Annotated in this window: 20 protein-coding genes; 5 read left to right on the top strand and 15 right to left on the bottom strand. The window is 59.3% G+C overall.

Features of this window, described 5'->3' with window-relative positions:
* Positions 1–134: 134 nt before the first annotated feature.
* From sucD to sdhC, 10 genes are all read right to left on the bottom strand, one after another.
* Positions 135–1,037: a succinate--CoA ligase subunit alpha gene (gene sucD / locus ACFVTJ_RS20490; protein WP_006698231.1), complete on the bottom strand. Its 903-nt coding sequence runs from the start codon at positions 1,035–1,037 to the stop codon at positions 135–137.
* 17 nt (positions 1,038–1,054) lie between these two features.
* Entirely contained in the window at positions 1,055–2,248 is a 1,194-nt protein-coding gene (gene sucC / locus ACFVTJ_RS20485; protein WP_386910440.1) for an ADP-forming succinate--CoA ligase subunit beta, read from the bottom strand.
* Position 2,249: 1 nt separating this feature from the next.
* Positions 2,250–2,801, bottom strand: coding sequence for a hypothetical protein (locus ACFVTJ_RS20480; protein WP_386910439.1), 552 nt, complete (start codon positions 2,799–2,801; stop codon positions 2,250–2,252).
* Between the two features lie 11 nt (positions 2,802–2,812).
* Complete coding sequence (gene mdh, locus ACFVTJ_RS20475) at positions 2,813–3,775, bottom strand: malate dehydrogenase (RefSeq protein WP_003523512.1); 963 nt, start codon at positions 3,773–3,775, stop codon at positions 2,813–2,815.
* 178 nt (positions 3,776–3,953) lie between these two features.
* On the bottom strand, positions 3,954–5,117 hold the full coding sequence (zapE, locus tag ACFVTJ_RS20470; protein ID WP_386910438.1) for a cell division protein ZapE: 1,164 nt from the start codon (positions 5,115–5,117) through the stop codon (positions 3,954–3,956).
* A gap of 92 nt (positions 5,118–5,209) precedes the next feature.
* Positions 5,210–5,752: a protease inhibitor Inh/omp19 family protein gene (locus ACFVTJ_RS20465; RefSeq protein ID WP_386910437.1), complete on the bottom strand. Its 543-nt coding sequence runs from the start codon at positions 5,750–5,752 to the stop codon at positions 5,210–5,212.
* A 205-nt stretch (positions 5,753–5,957) separates the two neighbouring features.
* The gene (locus tag ACFVTJ_RS20460) at positions 5,958–6,737 is read right to left on the bottom strand and encodes a succinate dehydrogenase iron-sulfur subunit (protein WP_386910436.1); all 780 of its coding nucleotides are present in this window, start codon (positions 6,735–6,737) and stop codon (positions 5,958–5,960) included.
* A 15-nt stretch (positions 6,738–6,752) separates the two neighbouring features.
* Entirely contained in the window at positions 6,753–8,594 is a 1,842-nt protein-coding gene (sdhA, locus tag ACFVTJ_RS20455; RefSeq protein WP_386910435.1) for a succinate dehydrogenase flavoprotein subunit, read from the bottom strand.
* Positions 8,595–8,601: 7 nt separating this feature from the next.
* A complete protein-coding gene (sdhD, locus tag ACFVTJ_RS20450; RefSeq protein WP_386910434.1) occupies positions 8,602–8,982 on the bottom strand; it encodes a succinate dehydrogenase, hydrophobic membrane anchor protein in 381 nt (126 codons plus the stop codon).
* Positions 8,983–8,993: 11 nt separating this feature from the next.
* Entirely contained in the window at positions 8,994–9,386 is a 393-nt protein-coding gene (sdhC, locus tag ACFVTJ_RS20445; protein ID WP_386910433.1) for a succinate dehydrogenase, cytochrome b556 subunit, read from the bottom strand.
* Between the two features lie 305 nt (positions 9,387–9,691).
* On the opposite strand from sdhC, the gene ACFVTJ_RS20440 reads away from it, so the two are divergent.
* Positions 9,692–10,060, top strand: a complete 369-nt coding sequence (locus ACFVTJ_RS20440) for a hypothetical protein (RefSeq protein WP_386910520.1) — start codon at positions 9,692–9,694, stop codon at positions 10,058–10,060.
* On the opposite strand, the gene ACFVTJ_RS20435 is transcribed toward ACFVTJ_RS20440, so the two are convergent.
* The 5 genes from ACFVTJ_RS20435 to tsaD all read right to left on the bottom strand — a co-directional run bounded on the left by ACFVTJ_RS20435 (position 10,061) and on the right by tsaD (position 13,624).
* Positions 10,061–10,705, bottom strand: a complete 645-nt coding sequence (locus tag ACFVTJ_RS20435; protein ID WP_386910432.1) for a class I SAM-dependent methyltransferase — start codon at positions 10,703–10,705, stop codon at positions 10,061–10,063.
* A 7-nt stretch (positions 10,706–10,712) separates the two neighbouring features.
* The gene (locus ACFVTJ_RS20430) at positions 10,713–11,156 is read right to left on the bottom strand and encodes an EVE domain-containing protein (protein ID WP_003492407.1); all 444 of its coding nucleotides are present in this window, start codon (positions 11,154–11,156) and stop codon (positions 10,713–10,715) included.
* 6 nt (positions 11,157–11,162) lie between these two features.
* Positions 11,163–11,456, bottom strand: a complete 294-nt coding sequence (locus ACFVTJ_RS20425) for a YciI-like protein (RefSeq protein ID WP_386910431.1) — start codon at positions 11,454–11,456, stop codon at positions 11,163–11,165.
* A gap of 87 nt (positions 11,457–11,543) precedes the next feature.
* Entirely contained in the window at positions 11,544–12,527 is a 984-nt protein-coding gene (locus ACFVTJ_RS20420; RefSeq protein WP_386910430.1) for an NAD(P)H-dependent glycerol-3-phosphate dehydrogenase, read from the bottom strand.
* Complete coding sequence (tsaD, locus tag ACFVTJ_RS20415; RefSeq protein WP_386910429.1) at positions 12,527–13,624, bottom strand: tRNA (adenosine(37)-N6)-threonylcarbamoyltransferase complex transferase subunit TsaD; 1,098 nt, start codon at positions 13,622–13,624, stop codon at positions 12,527–12,529. The genes ACFVTJ_RS20420 and tsaD overlap by 1 nt, the downstream gene beginning before the upstream one ends.
* A gap of 73 nt (positions 13,625–13,697) precedes the next feature.
* Between tsaD and hemC the strand changes: the two genes are divergently transcribed.
* The 4 genes from hemC to ACFVTJ_RS20395 all read left to right on the top strand — a co-directional run bounded on the left by hemC (position 13,698) and on the right by ACFVTJ_RS20395 (position 18,683).
* A complete protein-coding gene (gene hemC, locus ACFVTJ_RS20410; RefSeq protein ID WP_386910428.1) occupies positions 13,698–14,627 on the top strand; it encodes a hydroxymethylbilane synthase in 930 nt (309 codons plus the stop codon).
* 4 nt (positions 14,628–14,631) lie between these two features.
* Positions 14,632–15,372 carry a uroporphyrinogen-III synthase gene (locus ACFVTJ_RS20405; protein WP_386910427.1) on the top strand — a complete coding sequence of 247 codons (741 nt, stop codon included), beginning with the start codon at positions 14,632–14,634 and terminating at the stop codon, positions 15,370–15,372.
* Between the two features lie 73 nt (positions 15,373–15,445).
* Complete coding sequence (locus ACFVTJ_RS20400) at positions 15,446–16,900, top strand: COG4223 family protein (RefSeq protein WP_386910426.1); 1,455 nt, start codon at positions 15,446–15,448, stop codon at positions 16,898–16,900.
* Between the two features lie 4 nt (positions 16,901–16,904).
* Positions 16,905–18,683, top strand: a complete 1,779-nt coding sequence (locus tag ACFVTJ_RS20395; RefSeq protein WP_386910425.1) for a heme biosynthesis protein HemY — start codon at positions 16,905–16,907, stop codon at positions 18,681–18,683.
* Positions 18,684–18,693: the final 10 nt, after the last annotated feature.

The raw sequence follows: 18,693 nt of genomic DNA, 5'->3' as shown, positions 1-18,693 counted from the left end.
TAGGGCCGTTCGACCGGCCTGCCGCTTTGATTATTGCTATCTGCCGCCTGGGCGGTATGCCGTCTGTTGTCGTTCTTGCGGCATCGGGCAGCGCGAGCTTGAAGCCGCGCCGCCCGTTACCGTTTCATGTGGTCTCAGCCCTTGAGGACTTCAACCAGTGTCTTGCCAAGGCGCGCCGGGGAAGGCGATACCTTGATGCCCGCTGCTTCCATGGCAGCAATCTTGGATTCCGCATCGCCCTTGCCGCCGGAAACGACAGCGCCGGCGTGGCCCATGGTGCGGCCCTTCGGAGCCGTACGGCCCGCGATGAAGCCGGCCATCGGCTTCTTGCGGCCCTTCTTGGCTTCGTCGATCAGGAACTGCGCCGCATCTTCTTCAGCCGAACCGCCGATTTCGCCGATCATGATGATCGACTGCGTAGCGTCGTCAGCGAGGAACATTTCCAGGACGTCGATGAACTCGGTACCCTTGACCGGGTCGCCGCCGATGCCGACAGCCGTCGTCTGGCCGAGGCCTTCGTTGGATGTCTGGAACACGGCTTCATAGGTCAGCGTGCCGGAGCGCGATACGATACCGACCGAACCCTTGCGGAAGATGGAGCCCGGCATGATGCCGATCTTGCATTCTTCCGGCGTCAGGATACCGGGGCAGTTCGGGCCGAGCAGGCGGGACTTGGAGCGGTCGAGGCGAGCCTTTACGCGAACCATGTCCATGACCGGGATGCCTTCGGTGATGCAGGTGATGAACGGAATTTCCGCATCGATGGCTTCGATGATCGCGTCTGCTGCACCGGCCGGCGGAACATAGATCACGGATGCGTCTGCACCGGTCTTTTCCTTGGCTTCGGCAACCGTTGCGAAGATCGGCAGGGTTTCGCCCTTGGAACCGGTCCAGGTTTCCCCACCCTTCTTCGGATGAATACCGCCGACCATCTGCGTGCCGTAATAGGCAAGTGCCTGTTCGGTGTGGAAGGTGCCGGTCTTGCCGGTCAGACCCTGAACGAGGATCTTGGTGTCTTTATTAACGAGAATAGACATTATTTCCGGTCCCTCAATTAGCCGTTGATCGCCGCGACGATCTTCTTGGCTGCGTCGTCCAGATCGTCAGCAGCCGTAATCGCAAGGCCCGATTCGTTCAGAAGCTTCTTGCCGAGCTCGACGTTGGTGCCTTCGAGGCGAACAACGAGCGGAACCTGCAAACCGACTTCCTTCACCGCGGCGATGACGCCTTCGGCGATAACGTCGCACTTCATGATGCCGCCGAAGATGTTGACGAGGATACCCTCGACCTTCGGGTCGGCAGTGATGATCTTGAAAGCTGCCGCAACCTTCTCCTTGCCGGCGCCGCCGCCGACGTCGCAGAAGTTAGCCGGCTCCTTGCCGTAAAGCTTGATGATGTCCATGGTCGCCATGGCAAGGCCAGCGCCGTTGACCATGCAACCGATGTTGCCGTCGAGCGCGACATAAGCGAGGTCCCACTTGGAGGCTTCGATTTCCTTGGCGTCTTCTTCGGTCTCGTCGCGCAGCGCCTTGACGTCGTCATGGCGGAACATGGCGTTGCCATCGAAGGAAACCTTGGCGTCGAGAACGCGCAGATGGCCATTTTCCATGACGATCAACGGGTTGATCTCGAGAAGAGCCATGTCCTTCTCGCTGAAGGCCTTGTAGAGGATCGGGAAGAGCGACTTGGCGTCTTCAGCTGCAACGCCGTCAAGCTCAAGCGCCTTGGAGATCGCAGCAACGTCGGCATCGGAAACGCCCTTTTCAGGGTTGATGGCGATGGTGTGGATCTTCTCAGGCGTGTCGTGAGCGACAGCTTCGATGTCCATGCCGCCTTCGGTAGAAACCACGAAAGCAACCTGGCCGACCGAACGGTCAACCAGCAGCGAGCAATAGAGTTCGCGGGCAATGTCAGCGCCGTCTTCGATGTAGAGGCGGTTGACCTGCTTGCCGGCATCGCCCGTCTGGGCCGTTACCAGCGTGTTGCCGAGCATGTCCTTGGAATGGGAAACGACTTCCTCGATCGACTTCGCCAGACGAACGCCGCCCTTGGCGTCGGGGCCGAGTTCCTTGAACTTGCCTTTGCCGCGACCACCAGCATGGATCTGGCTTTTGACGACGTAGAGCGGGCCGGGAAGCTGCTTTGCAGCAGCTTCGGCCTCTTCGACCTTGAGGATGGCGACGCCTTCAGCAACCGGCGCGCCGTAGCCCTTCAGAAGAGCCTTGGCCTGATATTCATGGATATTCATCTTAGCTTCCTAGCTTTCTGATATCGTCCGTTACGTAGATTTGATGGATATTCAATTCATCTAAACCCGAATTACTCAACCCAATATCCTCTCTCATGGAGAGGAGAAGTCGACCAACAAGTTTCATAACATCAAGCTTGTCAGCCGACCCAACTTTAAATTGTGAGAATGCTCTCACAACTTTAGGGGACCCGTAAAAAAGAACACCCTTCGATATTGAAAACCACGTTTTCTGAAAATCTTCGTCACCTTCAAGTTCCCTGATATCGCCCTTCTTCGATTTATGAGGAAGATCAAACATCATGTCGTAGAACTCAGCGTACACTTCGATTTTCTTATCTCTGTGTGCTTCCTTTATTGAGCGGCTCCGCTCCTTCCAGTAAGTAAATGCGACAGTAAAAATACCTACTATCGCAGCGATCACCGCCGCTTGAATTGACTTGTCTGCGCCATAGATTGCGCTCCAAAATATCGACATCAGCCATATGACGCACACTCCTAAAAGTGCGGTCATAACAAAAGCCAAAACAAGCTTCGATTTTTCAGAGCGCAAAACGTCCTCGATTACTTCAGCGACGGAGCAATGTTGACGCAGGCTTCGCAAAGACCGGCAACAGCGCCGACGGACTTCTGGAAGGCGGCTTCTTCTTCCTTGTTGAGTTCGATCTCGATGATGCGCTCGATACCGCCTGCACCGATGATGGTGGGAACGCCGACATACATGTCGTCCACGCCATACTGACCCGACAGATGGGCAGCGGCGGGCAGAACACGCTTCTTGTCCTTGAGGTAGGATTCAGCCATTTCGATTGCCGAGGCAGCCGGAGCATAATAGGCCGAGCCGGTCTTCAAGAGGCCAACGATTTCCGCACCGCCGTCACGGGTGCGCTGGATGATCTGCTCAAGACGCTCGGCGGTCAGCCAGCCCATTTTGACGAGATCGGTCAGCGGAACGCCGGCAACGGTGGAATAGCGGGCGAGCGGCACCATGGTGTCGCCATGACCGCCGAGAACGAAGGCGGTGACGTCTTCGACCGAAACGTTGAATTCTTCGGCGAGGAAGAGGCGGAAACGCGCGCTGTCGAGAACGCCGGCCATGCCGACGACCTTGTTCTTCGGCAGGCCGGAGAACTTCTGCAGCGCCCAGACCATGGCGTCGAGCGGGTTGGTGATGCAGATGACGAATGCGTTCGGGGCATACTTCTTGATGCCGGCGCCGACCTGTTCCATGACCTTGAGGTTGATGCCGAGAAGATCGTCACGGCTCATGCCAGGCTTGCGGGCAACGCCAGCGGTGACGATGCAGACGTCCGCGCCTTCGATGGCAGCGTAATCGGATGCGCCGGTGAGCTTTGCATTGAAGCCTTCAACCGGGCCGGACTGGGCAATATCCAGGCCTTTGCCCTGCGGGATGCCGTCAGCAATATCGAAGAGGACGATATCGCCCAGTTCCTTCAGGCTGGCGAGATGCGCCAGCGTGCCGCCGATCATGCCAGAACCAATAAGTGCAATCTTTTTGCGAGCCATCGAATGCTTCCTCTTGAGCTTCAATTCAATTTCACCGCGCCAAACCGGCAGCCAAATTGTCGCACTCCGATTAGACCCATTGGCCAAAATAGGCAACAGATTCTTTTGTGGTGAATATTTTCAATCGTTTAGATCATTATTTTCTTACGTAAACGTAAGAAAATGCGTCACGAAAGTGTCAAACTTTCTGCCGTTTTTCGTGATGAAGCGCGAGATAATCGGCGCTGCGCATCTCAAACAGGCGCGAGGCGGTTCGGTCGAACTCGAAACCTTCCGTTCCCTTGCGCTTACCGAGCAGGTCTTCCGGCATCGCTGCCGCCGATGCGAAGAGCCTGACGCTATGATCATAAAGCGCATCGATGAGAATAATGAAACGTTTGGTCTCGTTGCGCTTATCCGCGTTGAGAAGCGGAATGTGGTCTATGAAGACGGTATCGAAACGATTGGCGATGGCCAGGAAATCGGAAGCCCCTAGCGGTTTTTCGCAGAGATCGGAAAAAGAGAAGCGCGCCACCCGGCCACTGGCGCGGGGCACCAGAATGGAACGGCCCTTCATCGGTATCTCGGTCGGTGCAACGAGGTGCCCGGCAATCATATGCCGCCAGGCCATGTCCATCGCCTGATCCGCCAAACCGTCGAGCGGCGTGACATAGACCGGCAGGCTTTCCAGCTTCTCCATCCGGTAGTCGGTGGGGCTGTCCAGCGACACCACCTCTACATATCTCTTCAGCAGATCGACGAAGGGTAGGAAAAGGCCGCGATTGAGACCATCCTTGTAGAGATTGTCAGGCACGACGTTGGAGGTCGTTACCAATGTGCAGCCATGAGCGAACAATTCGGTGAAAAGCCGCGCAAGGATCATTGCATCGGCGATATCAGTGACGGAAAATTCGTCGAAGCATAGAAGCTCGGCTTCGGCCAGAAGCTCGGCCGCGACCGGCGGAATGGGATCGGCCTGCTTGGTTTCGCCATTCTTCAGTTTCTGCCGGTGCGCATGCACACGATTATGCACATCCGCCATGAATTCATGAAAATGGCAACGCCGCTTGGAAGAAACGGGCGCCATTTCATAGAACATGTCCATCAGCATGGTCTTGCCTCGACCGACGCTGCCATAGACATAGAGACCCTTGACCGTCGTAGCCGGTGCTGACTTGCGCGCAAACATCCAGCCGAGCGCGCTCTTCTTCTTGGCGGGCTTGCGCGCCTTCAGATCGGCAAGGATACGGTCGAGATGGACCGCCACGCCAAGCTGGGCGGCATCGGCCTGCAAGGTACCAGCTGCCGTCAATGCGTTGAGCTGTTCAACGACACTATGATTATAGTCAGGCAATGGCTTCATAAAAAAACGCCTCGGACGCGGGCGCACGAAGGCACCCGCGGCAAATAAACAGGCTTAGAGCGAAAAGAGCATTCCGGATGCACCGGAAAGACTCATCGGCTGAGGCTGAGCGGCTGGCCGCTATTGGTCGTACCATCAAAGCGCGCATCGGCGCTCTTGTAGACGCGGCCGATCGTGTCACCCGAACGGTTCTTGAACAGCACCATCTTGCCGGACACTTCCCACGATCCCATCGCCGTTAATTCACCGGAGCAGCCACGCGTGCCCCCACGCGAACCGCCGCCGAGGTTGGTGAGCGTCAGGAACATGTCGCAATTGGCGCCGCCATTGGAAACGCGCCAGTTGCCGACCATGGATTCCTTGGTGACGTCGAGAGCCGTTGCTGGCGGAGCGGCGGACGCAACGTTGGTACCGCCAGGGGCTGCCGAGGCCGGCGCCGACGGGAACTGGCTACCATTCGCGCCACCGGGTGGCGGCAGGGCGCCGGACTGAACGGAGGGCACCGGCTGCGCCTGCAAGGGCGGCGTATAACCGGGATTGTTGCTGGCGTTATTGTTGTAATCGTAGGAGGTACGTTGGCAACCGGCAAGGCCCATCACAACGGCAAGGCCCGTCACCACATATCTGAATTGCATATCAAGCTCCCGATTCTCTCGCTTCCGGAAAGACAGTGATCAAACAAGAAGGCTGAATTATTACCAAAGCCTTATCTTGCGCAAGCGATGGCCCGGATAATTACAATTTCGGTCGATTTTTACCGAAATTTCCGGCGCCAGGTAGTAAAAAGGGCCACGGTCGAGACCGTAGCCCGATAGATTTTCCGTCGTCAGCGAATCGACTTTAAACGCGACGCTCGACCATCATCTTCTTGATTTCGGCGATCGCCTTGGCCGGGTTCAAGCCCTTCGGGCAAGCCTGCGCGCAGTTCATGATGGTGTGGCAGCGATAAAGGCGGAACGGGTCTTCGAGATTGTCGAGACGCTCGCCGGTCGCCTCGTCACGGCTATCGATCAGCCAGCGATAGGCCTGCAGCAGAACGGCGGGACCAAGGTAACGGTCGCCATTCCACCAGTAGCTGGGACAGGAGGTGGAGCAGCAGGCGCAGAGAATGCACTCATAAAGACCGTCGAGCTTGAGGCGGTCCTCATGACTCTGCTTCCATTCCTTGGCCGGCGTCGGCGAAACCGTCTTCAGCCAGGGCTCGATCGAGCGGTGCTGCGCATAGAAGTTCGACAAGTCGGGAACAAGGTCCTTTACGACGGGCATATGCGGCAGCGGATAAACCTTCACCGTGCCGTTGATCTCGTCCATGCCCTTGGTGCAGGCGAGCGTATTGGTACCGTCGATGTTCATGGCACAGGAGCCACAAATGCCTTCGCGGCAGGAGCGGCGCAGCGTCAGGGTCGGGTCGATATTGTTCTTGATGTAAAGAAGCGCATCGAGAACCATCGGCCCGCAATCATCGACATCGATATAGAAAGTGTCGATGCGCGGGTTCTGGCCATCATCCGGGTTCCAGCGATAGATGCGGTATTCGCGCACATTCTTGGCGCCGTCGGGCTTGGGCCAGACTTTACCTTCGTTGATCTGGGAATTCTTGGGGAGAGCAAGTTCAACCATATCCAGTTCCTCAAATCAGTAGACGCGCGCCTTCGGCTCGATCTTTTTCGGATCGATGCCGTCGGCGATGAGGTCGGTGTGAACCGGGCGATAATCGAGCTTCACGTCGCCTTCGGGGCTGACCCAGGCAAGCGTATGCTTGCGCCAGTTCACGTCGTCGCGACCACCGAACGGACCGTCGACGAAATCCTCGCGGGCGTGCGAACCGCGGCTTTCCTTGCGCGCTTCCGCGCCGTAGACCGTGGTGATGGCATTGGCCATGAGGTTATGAAGCTCAAGCGTTTCGACCAGATCGGAATTCCAGACCATCGAACGGTCGGTGACTTTGACGTCAGGCAGTTCCTTCCAGATGGCGGAAAGACGCTGGCAGCCGCTTTCGAGCGATTCCTGGGTGCGGAACACGGCCGCATCGTCCTGCATGGCGCGCTGCATCTTGTCGCGCAGCACCGCCGTCGGCGTCGAGCCGTTGGCGTAACGCAGGCTGTCGAAGCGTTCCATGATCTTGTCGCAGGCCGCAACGTCAAGCGCGGGAACCGGCGAATCGCGGTCAATGACCTGGGCTGCGCGGATGGCGGCAGCACGGCCGAAGACAACGAGGTCGATCAGCGAGTTCGAACCGAGACGGTTGGCGCCATGAACCGAGGCGCAACCGGCTTCACCCACAGCCATCAGGCCGGGCGCGATGCGTTCCGGGTTGTTGGCATCGGCGTTCAGCACTTCACCCCAATAGTTGGTCGGAATGCCGCCCATATTGTAGTGAACGGTCGGGAGAACCGGGATCGGCTCGCGCGTCACATCGACGCCGGCGAAAATCTTGGCGCTTTCGGAGATGCCCGGAAGACGCTCATGCAGGATCGCCGGATCGAGATGATCGAGATGCAGGAAGATGTGGTCCTTGTTCTTGCCGACGCCGCGGCCTTCACGGATTTCCATCGTCATGCAGCGGGAGACAACGTCACGCGAGGCAAGGTCCTTCGCGGAAGGCGCATAACGCTCCATGAAGCGTTCGCCTTCGGAGTTGACGAGATAACCGCCTTCGCCGCGTGCGCCTTCGGTGATGAGGCAGCCCGCGCCATAAATGCCGGTCGGGTGAAACTGCACGAATTCCATGTCCTGGAGCGGCAGGCCGGCACGCGCGATCATGCCGCCGCCATCACCGGTGCAGGTATGAGCCGAGGTCGCCGAGAAATAGGCGCGGCCGTAACCGCCGGTCGCCAGAACCACCATCTTGGCGGAGAAGCGATGGATCGTGCCGTCATCGAGGTTCCAGGCCACGACGCCGGTGCAGCGGCCATCGGGCGCCATAATGAGGTCGAGCGCGAAATATTCGATGAAGAATTCCGCATTGTTGCGCAGCGACTGGCCATAAAGCGTGTGCAGAATGGCGTGGCCGGTACGGTCGGCGGCAGCGCAAGTGCGCTGCACCGGCGGGCCTTCACCGTAATTCTGCATGTGGCCGCCGAAGGGGCGCTGGTAGATCTTGCCTTCTTCGTTACGCGAGAAAGGCACGCCGTAATGCTCCAGCTCATAGACCGCCTTCGGCGCTTCCATGGCGAGATATTGCATCGCATCGACGTCGCCCAGCCAGTCGGAGCCCTTTACGGTGTCGTAAAGGTGCCACTGCCAACAGTCGGGCGTCATGTTGGTGAGCGATGCGGCGATACCGCCCTGCGCTGCCACCGTGTGGGACCGCGTCGGGAAAACCTTGGTGATGCAGGCGGTCTTGAAACCCTGCTCGGCCATGCCGAGCGTGGCGCGCAGACCGGCGCCGCCGGCGCCTACCACGATCACGTCATAGGAGTGATCGACATAGGTGTAGGCCTTGCCATTCTGGGAAGGTGAACTGATCGAAGCCATGGCGAACTTATCCTACGAATGCGATTTTCAGGATGGCGAAGATCGACAGGCCACCGATGAGGATCGCGAAAAATGTATTCAGCATCAGAAGAACGAGCTTCAAAACCTCGGCGTGAATGTAGTCTTCGATGATGACCTGCATGCCGAGCTTCATGTGGATGAGGCCGGAAACCAAAACCAGAGCCATGATGACCGCAACGAGCGGGTTCGACAGCGCCGAAACGACTTCCGGATAGGGCGCGCCGGCATATCTGATGAGGAAGACGACAAAGAAAGTGAGCAGCGGAACGTTGGCGACCGCAGTTACGCGCTGACGCCAGAAATGGTCGGTGCCTTCCTTGGCGGAGCCGAGACCGCGAACCTTCCCGAGAGGTGTACGCATATCCATGAAAAATCTCCTCAGCGCACGATCAGGGCAACGACCCAGATCAGCGCGGTCAGACAGATCGACACCACCCACGAGGCCTTTGCCAGCTTGGTGGTAAAGTGCTTTTCGAAGCCATGACCCAGATCCCACATGAAGTGGCGAAGACCGCCCAGCATGTGGTGAACCAGAGCCCAGGTGTATCCGATCAGGATGAGCCTGCCGATGATCGTACCCATCGCCCAGCTGACCCAGTCATAATAGGCAGGGCCCGAGGCGAGCGCGATCAGCCACCAGGCAACCAGAAGCGTTCCGAAATAAAGCGCGCCGCCCGTGATGCGGTGCACGATGGATGCAACCATCGTCGGAATCAGCTTGTAAACTTGAAGATGCGGCGACAGAGGCCGGTTATTAGTCGCATTCGCCATCAGAACCTCGCGGCGTTTTCCCGTGCGCCCATCAGACAGGACGCCCCCAAGCAACAGCACATGACGAAAGAATGTGCATTGCACCAACCGCGACGTTTAATCACATGGGAGCATCACCACAAGCACATTTCATGGCCGATTCGAATTTAATCGATTGGTTCGCGAATTTTTTTTGGAATTTTTTTGCGTCAAAATAAAAAAACGAGCGTTTCCAAGATTTACGCCCTCGAAATATTTACCTTTACGTAATTCAGAAAAGGTGTAATTTACGATTGGTTAACCTCAAAAACCGGAGCATGAAGCTCATGTTACTTTGCCGAATCGCCGCCCTGACCATGACGGTCGCTGGCGCAATTTTCACCTTCGTGCCACCGGCGGCGGCAGAGGATTTTTATGGTCGCCACCAATATCGGCATCATCAATCTCAGGTAAGCTTCTCCACCGATGGGTTACCATCAACCCTTCCCGGCGGCACCTATGTGGGCGGCATAGCAGCCCTGCGGGTGCGCGGAAACGGCAATTATTTTGCAATCAGCAGCGGATTTTCGCGAAGAAGTGTAACGGATAGAGCGGGCGTACAATTAGCCCCCAAGGCGAAAATCATCTCTGTCCATGCCGAAAACGCTGACGACGCCTGCGCGTATGAGCACGGCGTTTGCATCATCAGACCGTGATCAGATAAAACGCCACACCGTGGTCTTCTTCACTTCGCTGTCTTCCAGCGCCCGCGTCACCGGCACCTGATAGGTCGCCTCGGCGCGAAGGCGCTCTTTGGGCAGATAGGCCCGCCCCGGATCGCCGACGAGGACGCTTACACCCTTTTCCGTCAGTGCCAGAAACCACGGCACGAGAAGATCGGCAAAGGCGCGGTCGTAAAACACGTCGCCCGCCAAGAGGACATCGGCTTCAACCGGCTCGCCGACCAGGTCGAACCCCGTAAAGCCGATTTCCACGTCATTGAGAGCCGCATTCAACCGAATGGCTGTTTCCGTCCACGGATCGATATCGGCGGCCAGAACCTCGCTTGCACCGGCCGTTGCCGCTGCGATGGCAACCAGCCCGGAGCCACTGGCGAAATCCAGCACATGCTTGCCGCGAACACTCTCAGGATGGTCTAGAACATAACGGGCAAGCCCCTGCCCGCCGGCCCAGGCGAAGGCCCAGAACGGTGGTGGCAGACCGATCTCCTCCAGTTCATCCTCCGTCTTCAGCCAAAGCTCGTGCGCCTCGGTGGCGAGATGAAGACGCAACTCCGGCACATGCGGCGGCCGCATGATTCCGGTATTGTCAAGAATGAAGCGCTCGGGATCGGTCCTCACCGACGCATCAGTCCGGTGATTTCGGCGGATTGGCGAGGCCGCCCATGCGGCAGACCTCGAGATATTCCTCTTCCGTTACCGGTTGCACGGAAAGCCGCATGGAGGTGACGAGCGACATCTTCTCCAGCTTCGGGTTTGCCTTCACATCCTTCAGCGAAACCGGCTGCGGCATATCGCAGACGGCACGGATATCGACGCAATCCCATTTCAGATCGCCTTCGGCGGTCGAGTCCGGATGCGACAATGCACAGACTTCGACGATGCCGACGACATCCAGCCCCTCATTCGAGTGGTAGAAGAAACCCTTGTCGCCAATCTTCATGGCGCGCATGTTGTTGCGCGCCTGATAATTGCGCACGCCGGTCCATTCTTCGCCGGCCTCGCCCTTTGCCTTCTGCATTTCCCAGGACCATTTGAACGGCTCGGACTTGTAAAGCCAATAATTCGCCATGCCCGATCACGCCCCCGGATTGTTGAAGACCCAGTTATAGGGCTTCACGTCAACGCTTTCGAACAGGCCGGCCTTGGCATAAGGATCGGCGTCGGCAAGGGCCTTGGCCGCATCGATATCGGCAGCTTCCACGATGACGAGGCTGCCATTCGGCTTGCCTTCGGCATCCAGAAACGGACCGGCGATCTTCAGCGTGCCCTCTGTATTGAGTTTGTTCAGATGTTCCAGATGCGCCGGGCGCGTTTCCATGCGCACGTTCAAATGGCCGGGCTTGTCCTTGCAGATAAAGGCAAACAGCATTGTCGTCTCCTTGCTGGAGCATGTCCCCCGAAGCGTCAGCGGTTTCGGGACCGGAACATGCGTAAAACATCATTTGACCGCCCCATCTCATTCGGTGGTGATCGGCCGCGTCATCAATTGTTGCATGGCGCTTGCCACATCCAGATTGCCATCGATGATGGCGGCGACCGCTTCGGTAACCGGCATATCGACGGCGTGATGTTCACCGAGCCGCGCGGCGACGGCAGCCGCAAAGGCGCCCTCCACCAGCCCGCCGGACGTGTCCTTGCCCTCACCCCGGCCAAGCGCGATACCGAAACGCAGGTTGCGCGACTGGTGGCTGGTAGCCGTCAGCACCAGATCGCCGAGGCCGGAAAGTCCGCGCACCGTATCGGCCTTGCCGCCCATCGCGACGATGAGGCGCGACATTTCGGCAAGCCCACGCGAGATCAGCGCCGCCCGGGCGGAATCGCCAAGCCCCGCGCCTTCAACGATGCCGGCGGCAATGGCGAGGACATTCTTCAGGGCTCCGCCAAGCTGCACGCCGATGCGGTCAGTGGAGGCATAAAGCCGGAAGGTCCTGCCGGAGATCGTGGTCGCCAGCCGTTCGGCAATCCCTGCATCATCAGCCGCAATCGCCATGGCTGTCGGCAATCCGCGCGCGATATCCGCCGCAAACCCTGGGCCGGAAAGGACCGCAATCGGGTGATGTGGCAGCTCCGCTTCCAGAAGCTCCGTCAGCAGACGACCGGAGCTGCGGTCGATACCCTTGGCACAGGTGACGATGACAGAGTCGTTAGCCAGATAAGGACCGTAATGACGCGCCGCGTCCGCATGAGCCTGCGAGGGCATGGCGAAGAGCACGATATTGGCGCCAGCCAGCACGTCCGGCTCGGCCGAAAATTCAAGCGCGTCCGGCAAATCGACACCCGGCAGAGCCGCCTCGTGAACACGATCAACCTTGAGATCGGCCATCAGCGATGCATCACGGCCGAGCAAGATGACGTCATGCCGGTTTTCCAGCGCAATGACGACGGCAAGCGCAGTTCCGAAGGCGCCGGCGCCGATAACGACGATTTTTTCCCGCTGCATCAGGCCTTGGCTCCCCTTTTGCCGAAGCCGATCAACGTCTCCGCATTGCCATCAAGTGGCCAGCGCGAGCGCGGCGGTACCTCCAGCGGATCGGGTTGCCTGCCATCCGCCATGCGCTCCAGTCCCGCCCAGGCGATCATCACCGCATTATCCGTGCAAAGCCGGTGCGGCGGCGCAACGAAACGGAAACCATGCGTATCGCAAAGCGCCTGCAGCGTCTGGCGGATTTCCTGATTGGCCGCAACGCCGCCAGCCACGACCAGCGCAGGCGTCGTCTCCAGCTTTGGAAACTCCTGGCTGAAACGCGCAAGGCCACGGCCGATACGGTCCTTCAGGGTGCGCGATACCGCTTTCTGGAAGGAGGCGCAGATATCGGCAATATCCTGCTCGGAAAGCGGCGCGATAGCGGTCGCAGCCTGCCGCACCGCTGTCTTCAGGCCCGAGAAGGAAAAATCAAGACGCGTCTCACCCACCATCGGACGCGGAAGCGGAAAGCGGTCCGGGTCACCCTTCGCGGCCGCTTTCTCGACGGCAGGCCCGCCGGGATAGGGCAGGCCCAGAAGTTTCGCGGTCTTGTCGAAGGCTTCACCCAAAGCGTCATCAATGGTGGTTCCCCAGCGCTCATAGTCGTCCACGCCGCGCACCAGCACCAGCTGGGTGTGGCCGCCGGAAACCAGCAGCATCAGATAGGGGAAAGACAGACCATCGGTCAGCCGCGCCGTCAGTGCGTGGCCTTCCAGATGATTGATGGCGTAAAGCGGCTTGCCGGCGGCCTTCGCGATTGCCTTGCCGGTCATCAGCCCCACCAGCAGGCCACCGATGAGACCGGGACCGGAGGTGGCGGCAATGGCGTCCACATCGGCAAGAGTGACTCCCGCCTGCTCCAGTGCCTCTTCCACCAGCGTGTCCAGCGCCTCGACATGGGCGCGCGCTGCAATTTCCGGCACCACGCCACCATAAGCGCTGTGTTCCTCCAGCTGCGACAAAACGACGTCGGAGACGATCTCGCCACGCCCGTCCGCATGCCGAACCACAATGGATGCAGCGGTTTCGTCACAGCTTGTCTCTATGCCGAGGATACGAAGAAAGGGAGCCATCAAATCTGTTCGTTCATTGCGATCATACGCTGAGTTGGTCTAAGACAACTCCGGTAACAATGGATAGACGCGGATGCAAACAAAACCTTTCCGAATCGGCACGCGTGGCAGCCCGCTGGCGCTGGCACAGGCCTATGAGACCCGCAGCCGGCTGATGGCGGCGCATGGTCTGCCGGAAGACATGTTCGAGGTCGTCGTGCTGTCCACCAAGGGTGATCGGATCACCGACCGCGCCTTGTCGGAAATCGGTGGCAAGGGTCTGTTCACGGAGGAACTGGAAAATCAGCTTCTGTCCGGCGAACTCGATATTGCCGTGCATTCCTCCAAGGACATGCCGACTATTTTGCCTGAGGGCCTCTATCTTTCCGCCTTCCTGCCACGTGAAGACATGCGCGACGCCTTCATCGGCCGCGCCGCGCCGAAGCTGCTGGAGCTGCCGCAGGGCGCCGTGGTCGGTTCCGCATCCCTGCGCCGTCAGGCGCTGATCCGCCGCCTGCGGCCGGATCTGAGCGTCATCGTTTTTCGCGGTCTGGTCGATACCCGCCTGCGCAAACTCGAAGAAGGCCAGGCGGATGCCACGCTTCTTGCCTTTGCCGGCCTGAAGAGACTTGGCAAGGACAAGGTGCCCACGGAAATTCTCGATCCGAGAGAGTTCCCCCCCGCTCCGGCCCAGGGCGCGATCGGGGTCGAAAGCCGCATCGGTGACGCTCGCATGGATGAATTGCTGGCTCCCATAAACCATGCCCCCACCTATGACGCCGTGACCTGTGAGCGTGCCTTCCTCGCGGCACTTGACGGTTCCTGTCGTACCCCCATTGCCGGTTATGCCACCTGTGAAGGTGAGGATCTCCATTTTTCCGGCCTGATCCTTACGCCCGATGGCCAGACAAGCCACGGGATTGAAATCTCCGGCAAACGCAAGGATGCGGCGAAACTCGGCCGACAGGCCGGCGAAGAGGTGCGCGCCAAAGCGGGCAGCAATTTCTTCGAAGGCTGGAGCTGAGCGGATGCGGATCGTCGTCACCCGGCCGCAGCGTTCGGGCGAAAGGACGGCCGCAAAGCTTGAAGCGCTTGGCCATTCGCCGGTGCTTCTTCCGCTGTTTCATCCAGTCCATCATGGTGAACGTGCCATCTCGGCACTGTCCACCCCACTGGCTGCCATCGCTGTCACCAGCGCAGAGGCAGTGCGGGCACTGGACACATTCGGCGGGCAGTTGGCCTCGCATCTGCCGAAACCGCTTTTCGCCGTCGGCGGGGCAACGGCGGAAGCCGCGGAAAAAACCGGCTTCCAGCAGATATTCACCGCATCAGGAGATGCGCTGGGTCTGACCGCGCTGGTGACACAACACCGCACTTTTTTGACTGAAGAAGAGCCATTGCTCTATCTCGCGGGCAGGCCACGTGGCTCCGTCTTCGAGGAAGGCCTTGCCGCTGCGGGCATTCCCTTCAGAACGGTCGACTGTTACGAGATGCTGCCCTCCGATATCTCCGAAACCACTCTCAAAACGGCGCTTCTCGACGCTGCAGCTGACATAGTCCTGCTTTATTCTTCAGAAGCGGCGCGGGCCTTTTTCCGTCATGTCTCAGCAGAGAAATACGCAATGGCACTGACCACGACAAAATTCATCTGCATCAGCCGTAACGTGTTTTCTCTGGTCCCGCAGGTTTTCCGCCCCAATGCCAAGGCAGCCGAAGAACCAAGCGAGGCCGCGATGTTCGAACTTCTGCACCAGAACTCTGGAACCTAATTCGAGCTCGCCTCTTTCCTTTGCCGCCGTCACTGACTAGGTTTAGATTACTGCAGGCAGAAATGAGGTTGTCATGGTATCGGGAAAGCCGCCACGCCACTCCAAGTCCAAAGCCGAACCGGTCACGATCGACCTGGACGCAAAAGACGTGAAAGCAATTTCCGCCGATGGGAACGCTGCCAGCACGGACAAAAAGCCCGATGACAACACAACAGAGACGACCATAGCGTCGAGCGCCCAGGAAAAAAAGCCTGAAGCGACTGTTGCGGGCAACCCAGCCCCCGTATGGGATCAGGCGAAGAAAACCCCTATCGAGCCTGAACCCAATGTCAGCAAAACTGACTCCGCAGCCGCAGGGCAGGAGGCTGAAAACACAGGGGGCAATCGGAAAGAGCCGGTCTCACAGGCTCCCGTCCCCCCCAAAGCCGATGCAAAACCGACGACGGATACTGCAGGGACAAGCGCAGCCGCAGCTTCCGCTACGGCTTCGAAACCAGCCTTTGGTTCCACAGCTTCCTCCAGCACATCCGGCAATGCTTCTGCTGCCAAATCCTCTGCGACAACCTCGTCGTCAGGACCGGCCAAGCCGTCCACCACCACACAGCAGGCGGAGCGCAAACAGGCGGCGACCTCCGGCCTCATCGCTGCCGGTATCGTCGGCGGCCTCATCGCACTCGCCGCCGCCGGCAGCATGCAATATGCCGGTATCCTGCCGTCCTCGAATTCCGGAAGCGCCGGAAACGGTGAGATCACTGCGTTGAAAACCGATATAAGCAGTCTGCGGCAGCAACTCGCCAATGCGCCTGCGGCAGACACATCGGCGCTGGAACAGCGTATCTCTTCGCTGGAAGCTGCAAAGGGCGAGACCCCGCAGGTCGAGGGACTTTCGGAAAAAATCACCGCGCTGGAGGCCGCACTGCAATCTGAACGGTCCGCGCAGGCCTCCGCGACGGCAGATCTGACCCGCCGCCTGACGGATGCGGAGACCAAGATCAACGAGCCGCGCGACGATATCGAAGTCGCCCGCGCCATAGCGTCGGCCGCGCTGAAGGCGGCGATCGATCGCGGTGGACCGTTCCTCACCGAACTCGACACGCTCTCCAAGGTCACGCCTGACGATCCGGCCATCGCATCGCTGCAATCTTTCGCCGCAACCGGCGTACCGTCGCGTTCCGAGCTGATGCAGAAATTCCCCGATGTCGCCAATGCGATGCTCTCGGCCATCAACCAGCCCGATCCCAATCAGGGCATCATGGAGCGCCTGACGGAAAGCGCCTTCTCACTGGTGAAGGTTCGTCCCGTCGGAAATATCGAGGGCGAGAGTCCCGAAGCGAAGATCGCGCGCATGGAAAACAAGCTGCGGAACGGCGATCTGCAGGGCGCGGCACTTGAATGGAACGGGCTTCCCGAGGCGGCCAAGACTGCATCCGCCGATTACAAGAGATCTCTGGATGCGCGTATCGAAGTCGAAAATCTGGTGGGCGGCACGTTGAACCGTGCCATCACCAGCACCGGCAGGCAGGGGTAAGGGCATGACCAGAATTCTGACTTTCGCCGTTATCGTTCTGGCGCTCGGTTTCGGTTTCTCCTGGCTGGCGGACAGGCCGGGCGTGCTTTCCATCGTCTGGCAGGGCCAGCTCATCGAAATGAGCCTGATGGTAGCTGCCTCCATCATCGCGGCGCTGGTTGCCGCCATCATGCTTGTCTGGTGGGTCGTCAACGCCATCTGGACCTCGCCCAATGCCGCACGCCGCTATTTCCGCGCCCGCAAGCGCGACCGGGGTTATCAGGCTCTGTCCACCGGCCTCATCGCCGCCGGGGCCGGCAACGCCATTCTCGCCCGGAAGATGACAGCGCGTACGCAGGGTCTGCTCAGTGCCGACCAGGAGCCGCTGATCCACCTGCTCGATGCGCAAGCCGATCTCATCGAAGGCAAATATGACGAGGCGCGCCGCAAATTCGAGGCCATGGCCCGCGACCCGGAAACCCGCGAGCTGGGCCTTCGCGGCCTTTATATCGAAGCACGCCGTCAGGGGGCTTATGAAGCCGCCCAGCAATATGCCGAGGACGCAGCGGAAAAGGCCCCCTACCTGCCCTGGGCAGCGCAGGCGACGCTGGAAAACCGCTGCCGCAACGGGCAATGGGACGATGCCATCCGTCTGCTCGACCAGCAGAAGGCGGCAAGCGTGATTGAACGCGGCGACGCGGAGCGGCTCAAAGCCGTGCTTCTCACCGCCAAGGCCGGCGAGAAGCTGGAAAGCGATCCGGTATCAGCGCGAGATGATGCCAAGCACGCTCTCAAGCTTGCAAAGGGCCTGGTTCCGGCAGCGCTGATTGCGGCAAAATCCTATCTGCGCGAAGACAATCTGCGCAAGGCCGCAACGATCCTGGAGCCCGTGTGGAAGAACGATCCGCATCCGCAGATCGCCGCGCTTTATGTTCGCGCCCGCAGCGGCGATACCGCCATAGACCGGCTGAAACGCGCAGAGCGACTGGAAAGCCTGAAGCCCAATAATATTGAATCGCTGTTCGCTGTGGCGCAGGCAGCACTCGACGCCAAGGAATTCGCCAAGGCACGGGCCAAGGCGGAAGCCGCCGCGCGGATCGAGCCACGCGAAAGCATCTTCCTGCTGATGGCCGACATCGAGGAAGCCGAAACCGGAGATCAGGGCCGCGTGCGCTACTGGATGGCGCAGGCGTTGCGCGCGCCGCGTGACCCTGCCTGGGTGGCCGATGGCTTTGTTTCGGAAAAATGGCTGCCGGTGTCTCCGGTCACCGGTCGTCTCGACGCCTTCGAATGGAAAGCGCCATTTGGTCAGCTTGAAGGACCCGTTGAAGATTTGACGATCGAAAACGCTATTGCGGCAGCGCCAGCCAAAGCTGAACCAGTTGCAAAGACAATCATTGTGGAAACCCCACCCGAAACAAGAGTTGAGTCGAAGCCTGTTCCGGCCCAGAGGGCCGAGATGAAGCCTGTCGTCCCATCGCAAAAAGAGAAAAAGCCCATCACGATCACCACCCCACCGCAAACCGAGGCGTCGGCCGAAAAAGCGGAAGCCGTGCCCTTTTTCGGCGGTGCTCCTGATGATCCGGGTGTCAAGAAGCCAGGCGTGGAAGCTGAAGCCAAGACAACGCCGGTCGCGCCGCCGCAGAAAGAAAAAAAGCCCGCCACAATCGACCCGCTAAAGCCAAGTGATGTGTCGGCTGAAAAGAGTGAAGCCGTGCCCTTTTTCGGCGGCGCTCCGGATGATCCGGGCGTCAAGAAATCAGGCGCGGAAGCCGAACCTAAGACCCGGCTCAAACTCTTCTGACCAACAGGCT

Origin of the sequence: Agrobacterium sp. NPDC058088, from assembly GCF_042885035.1 — a bacterium.
In the GTDB taxonomy this organism is placed as follows: Bacteria; Pseudomonadota; Alphaproteobacteria; order Rhizobiales; family Rhizobiaceae; genus Agrobacterium.
The sequence above is the reverse complement of the archived record's forward strand: the minus strand, read 5'-3'. Positions and strand labels throughout refer to the sequence as shown.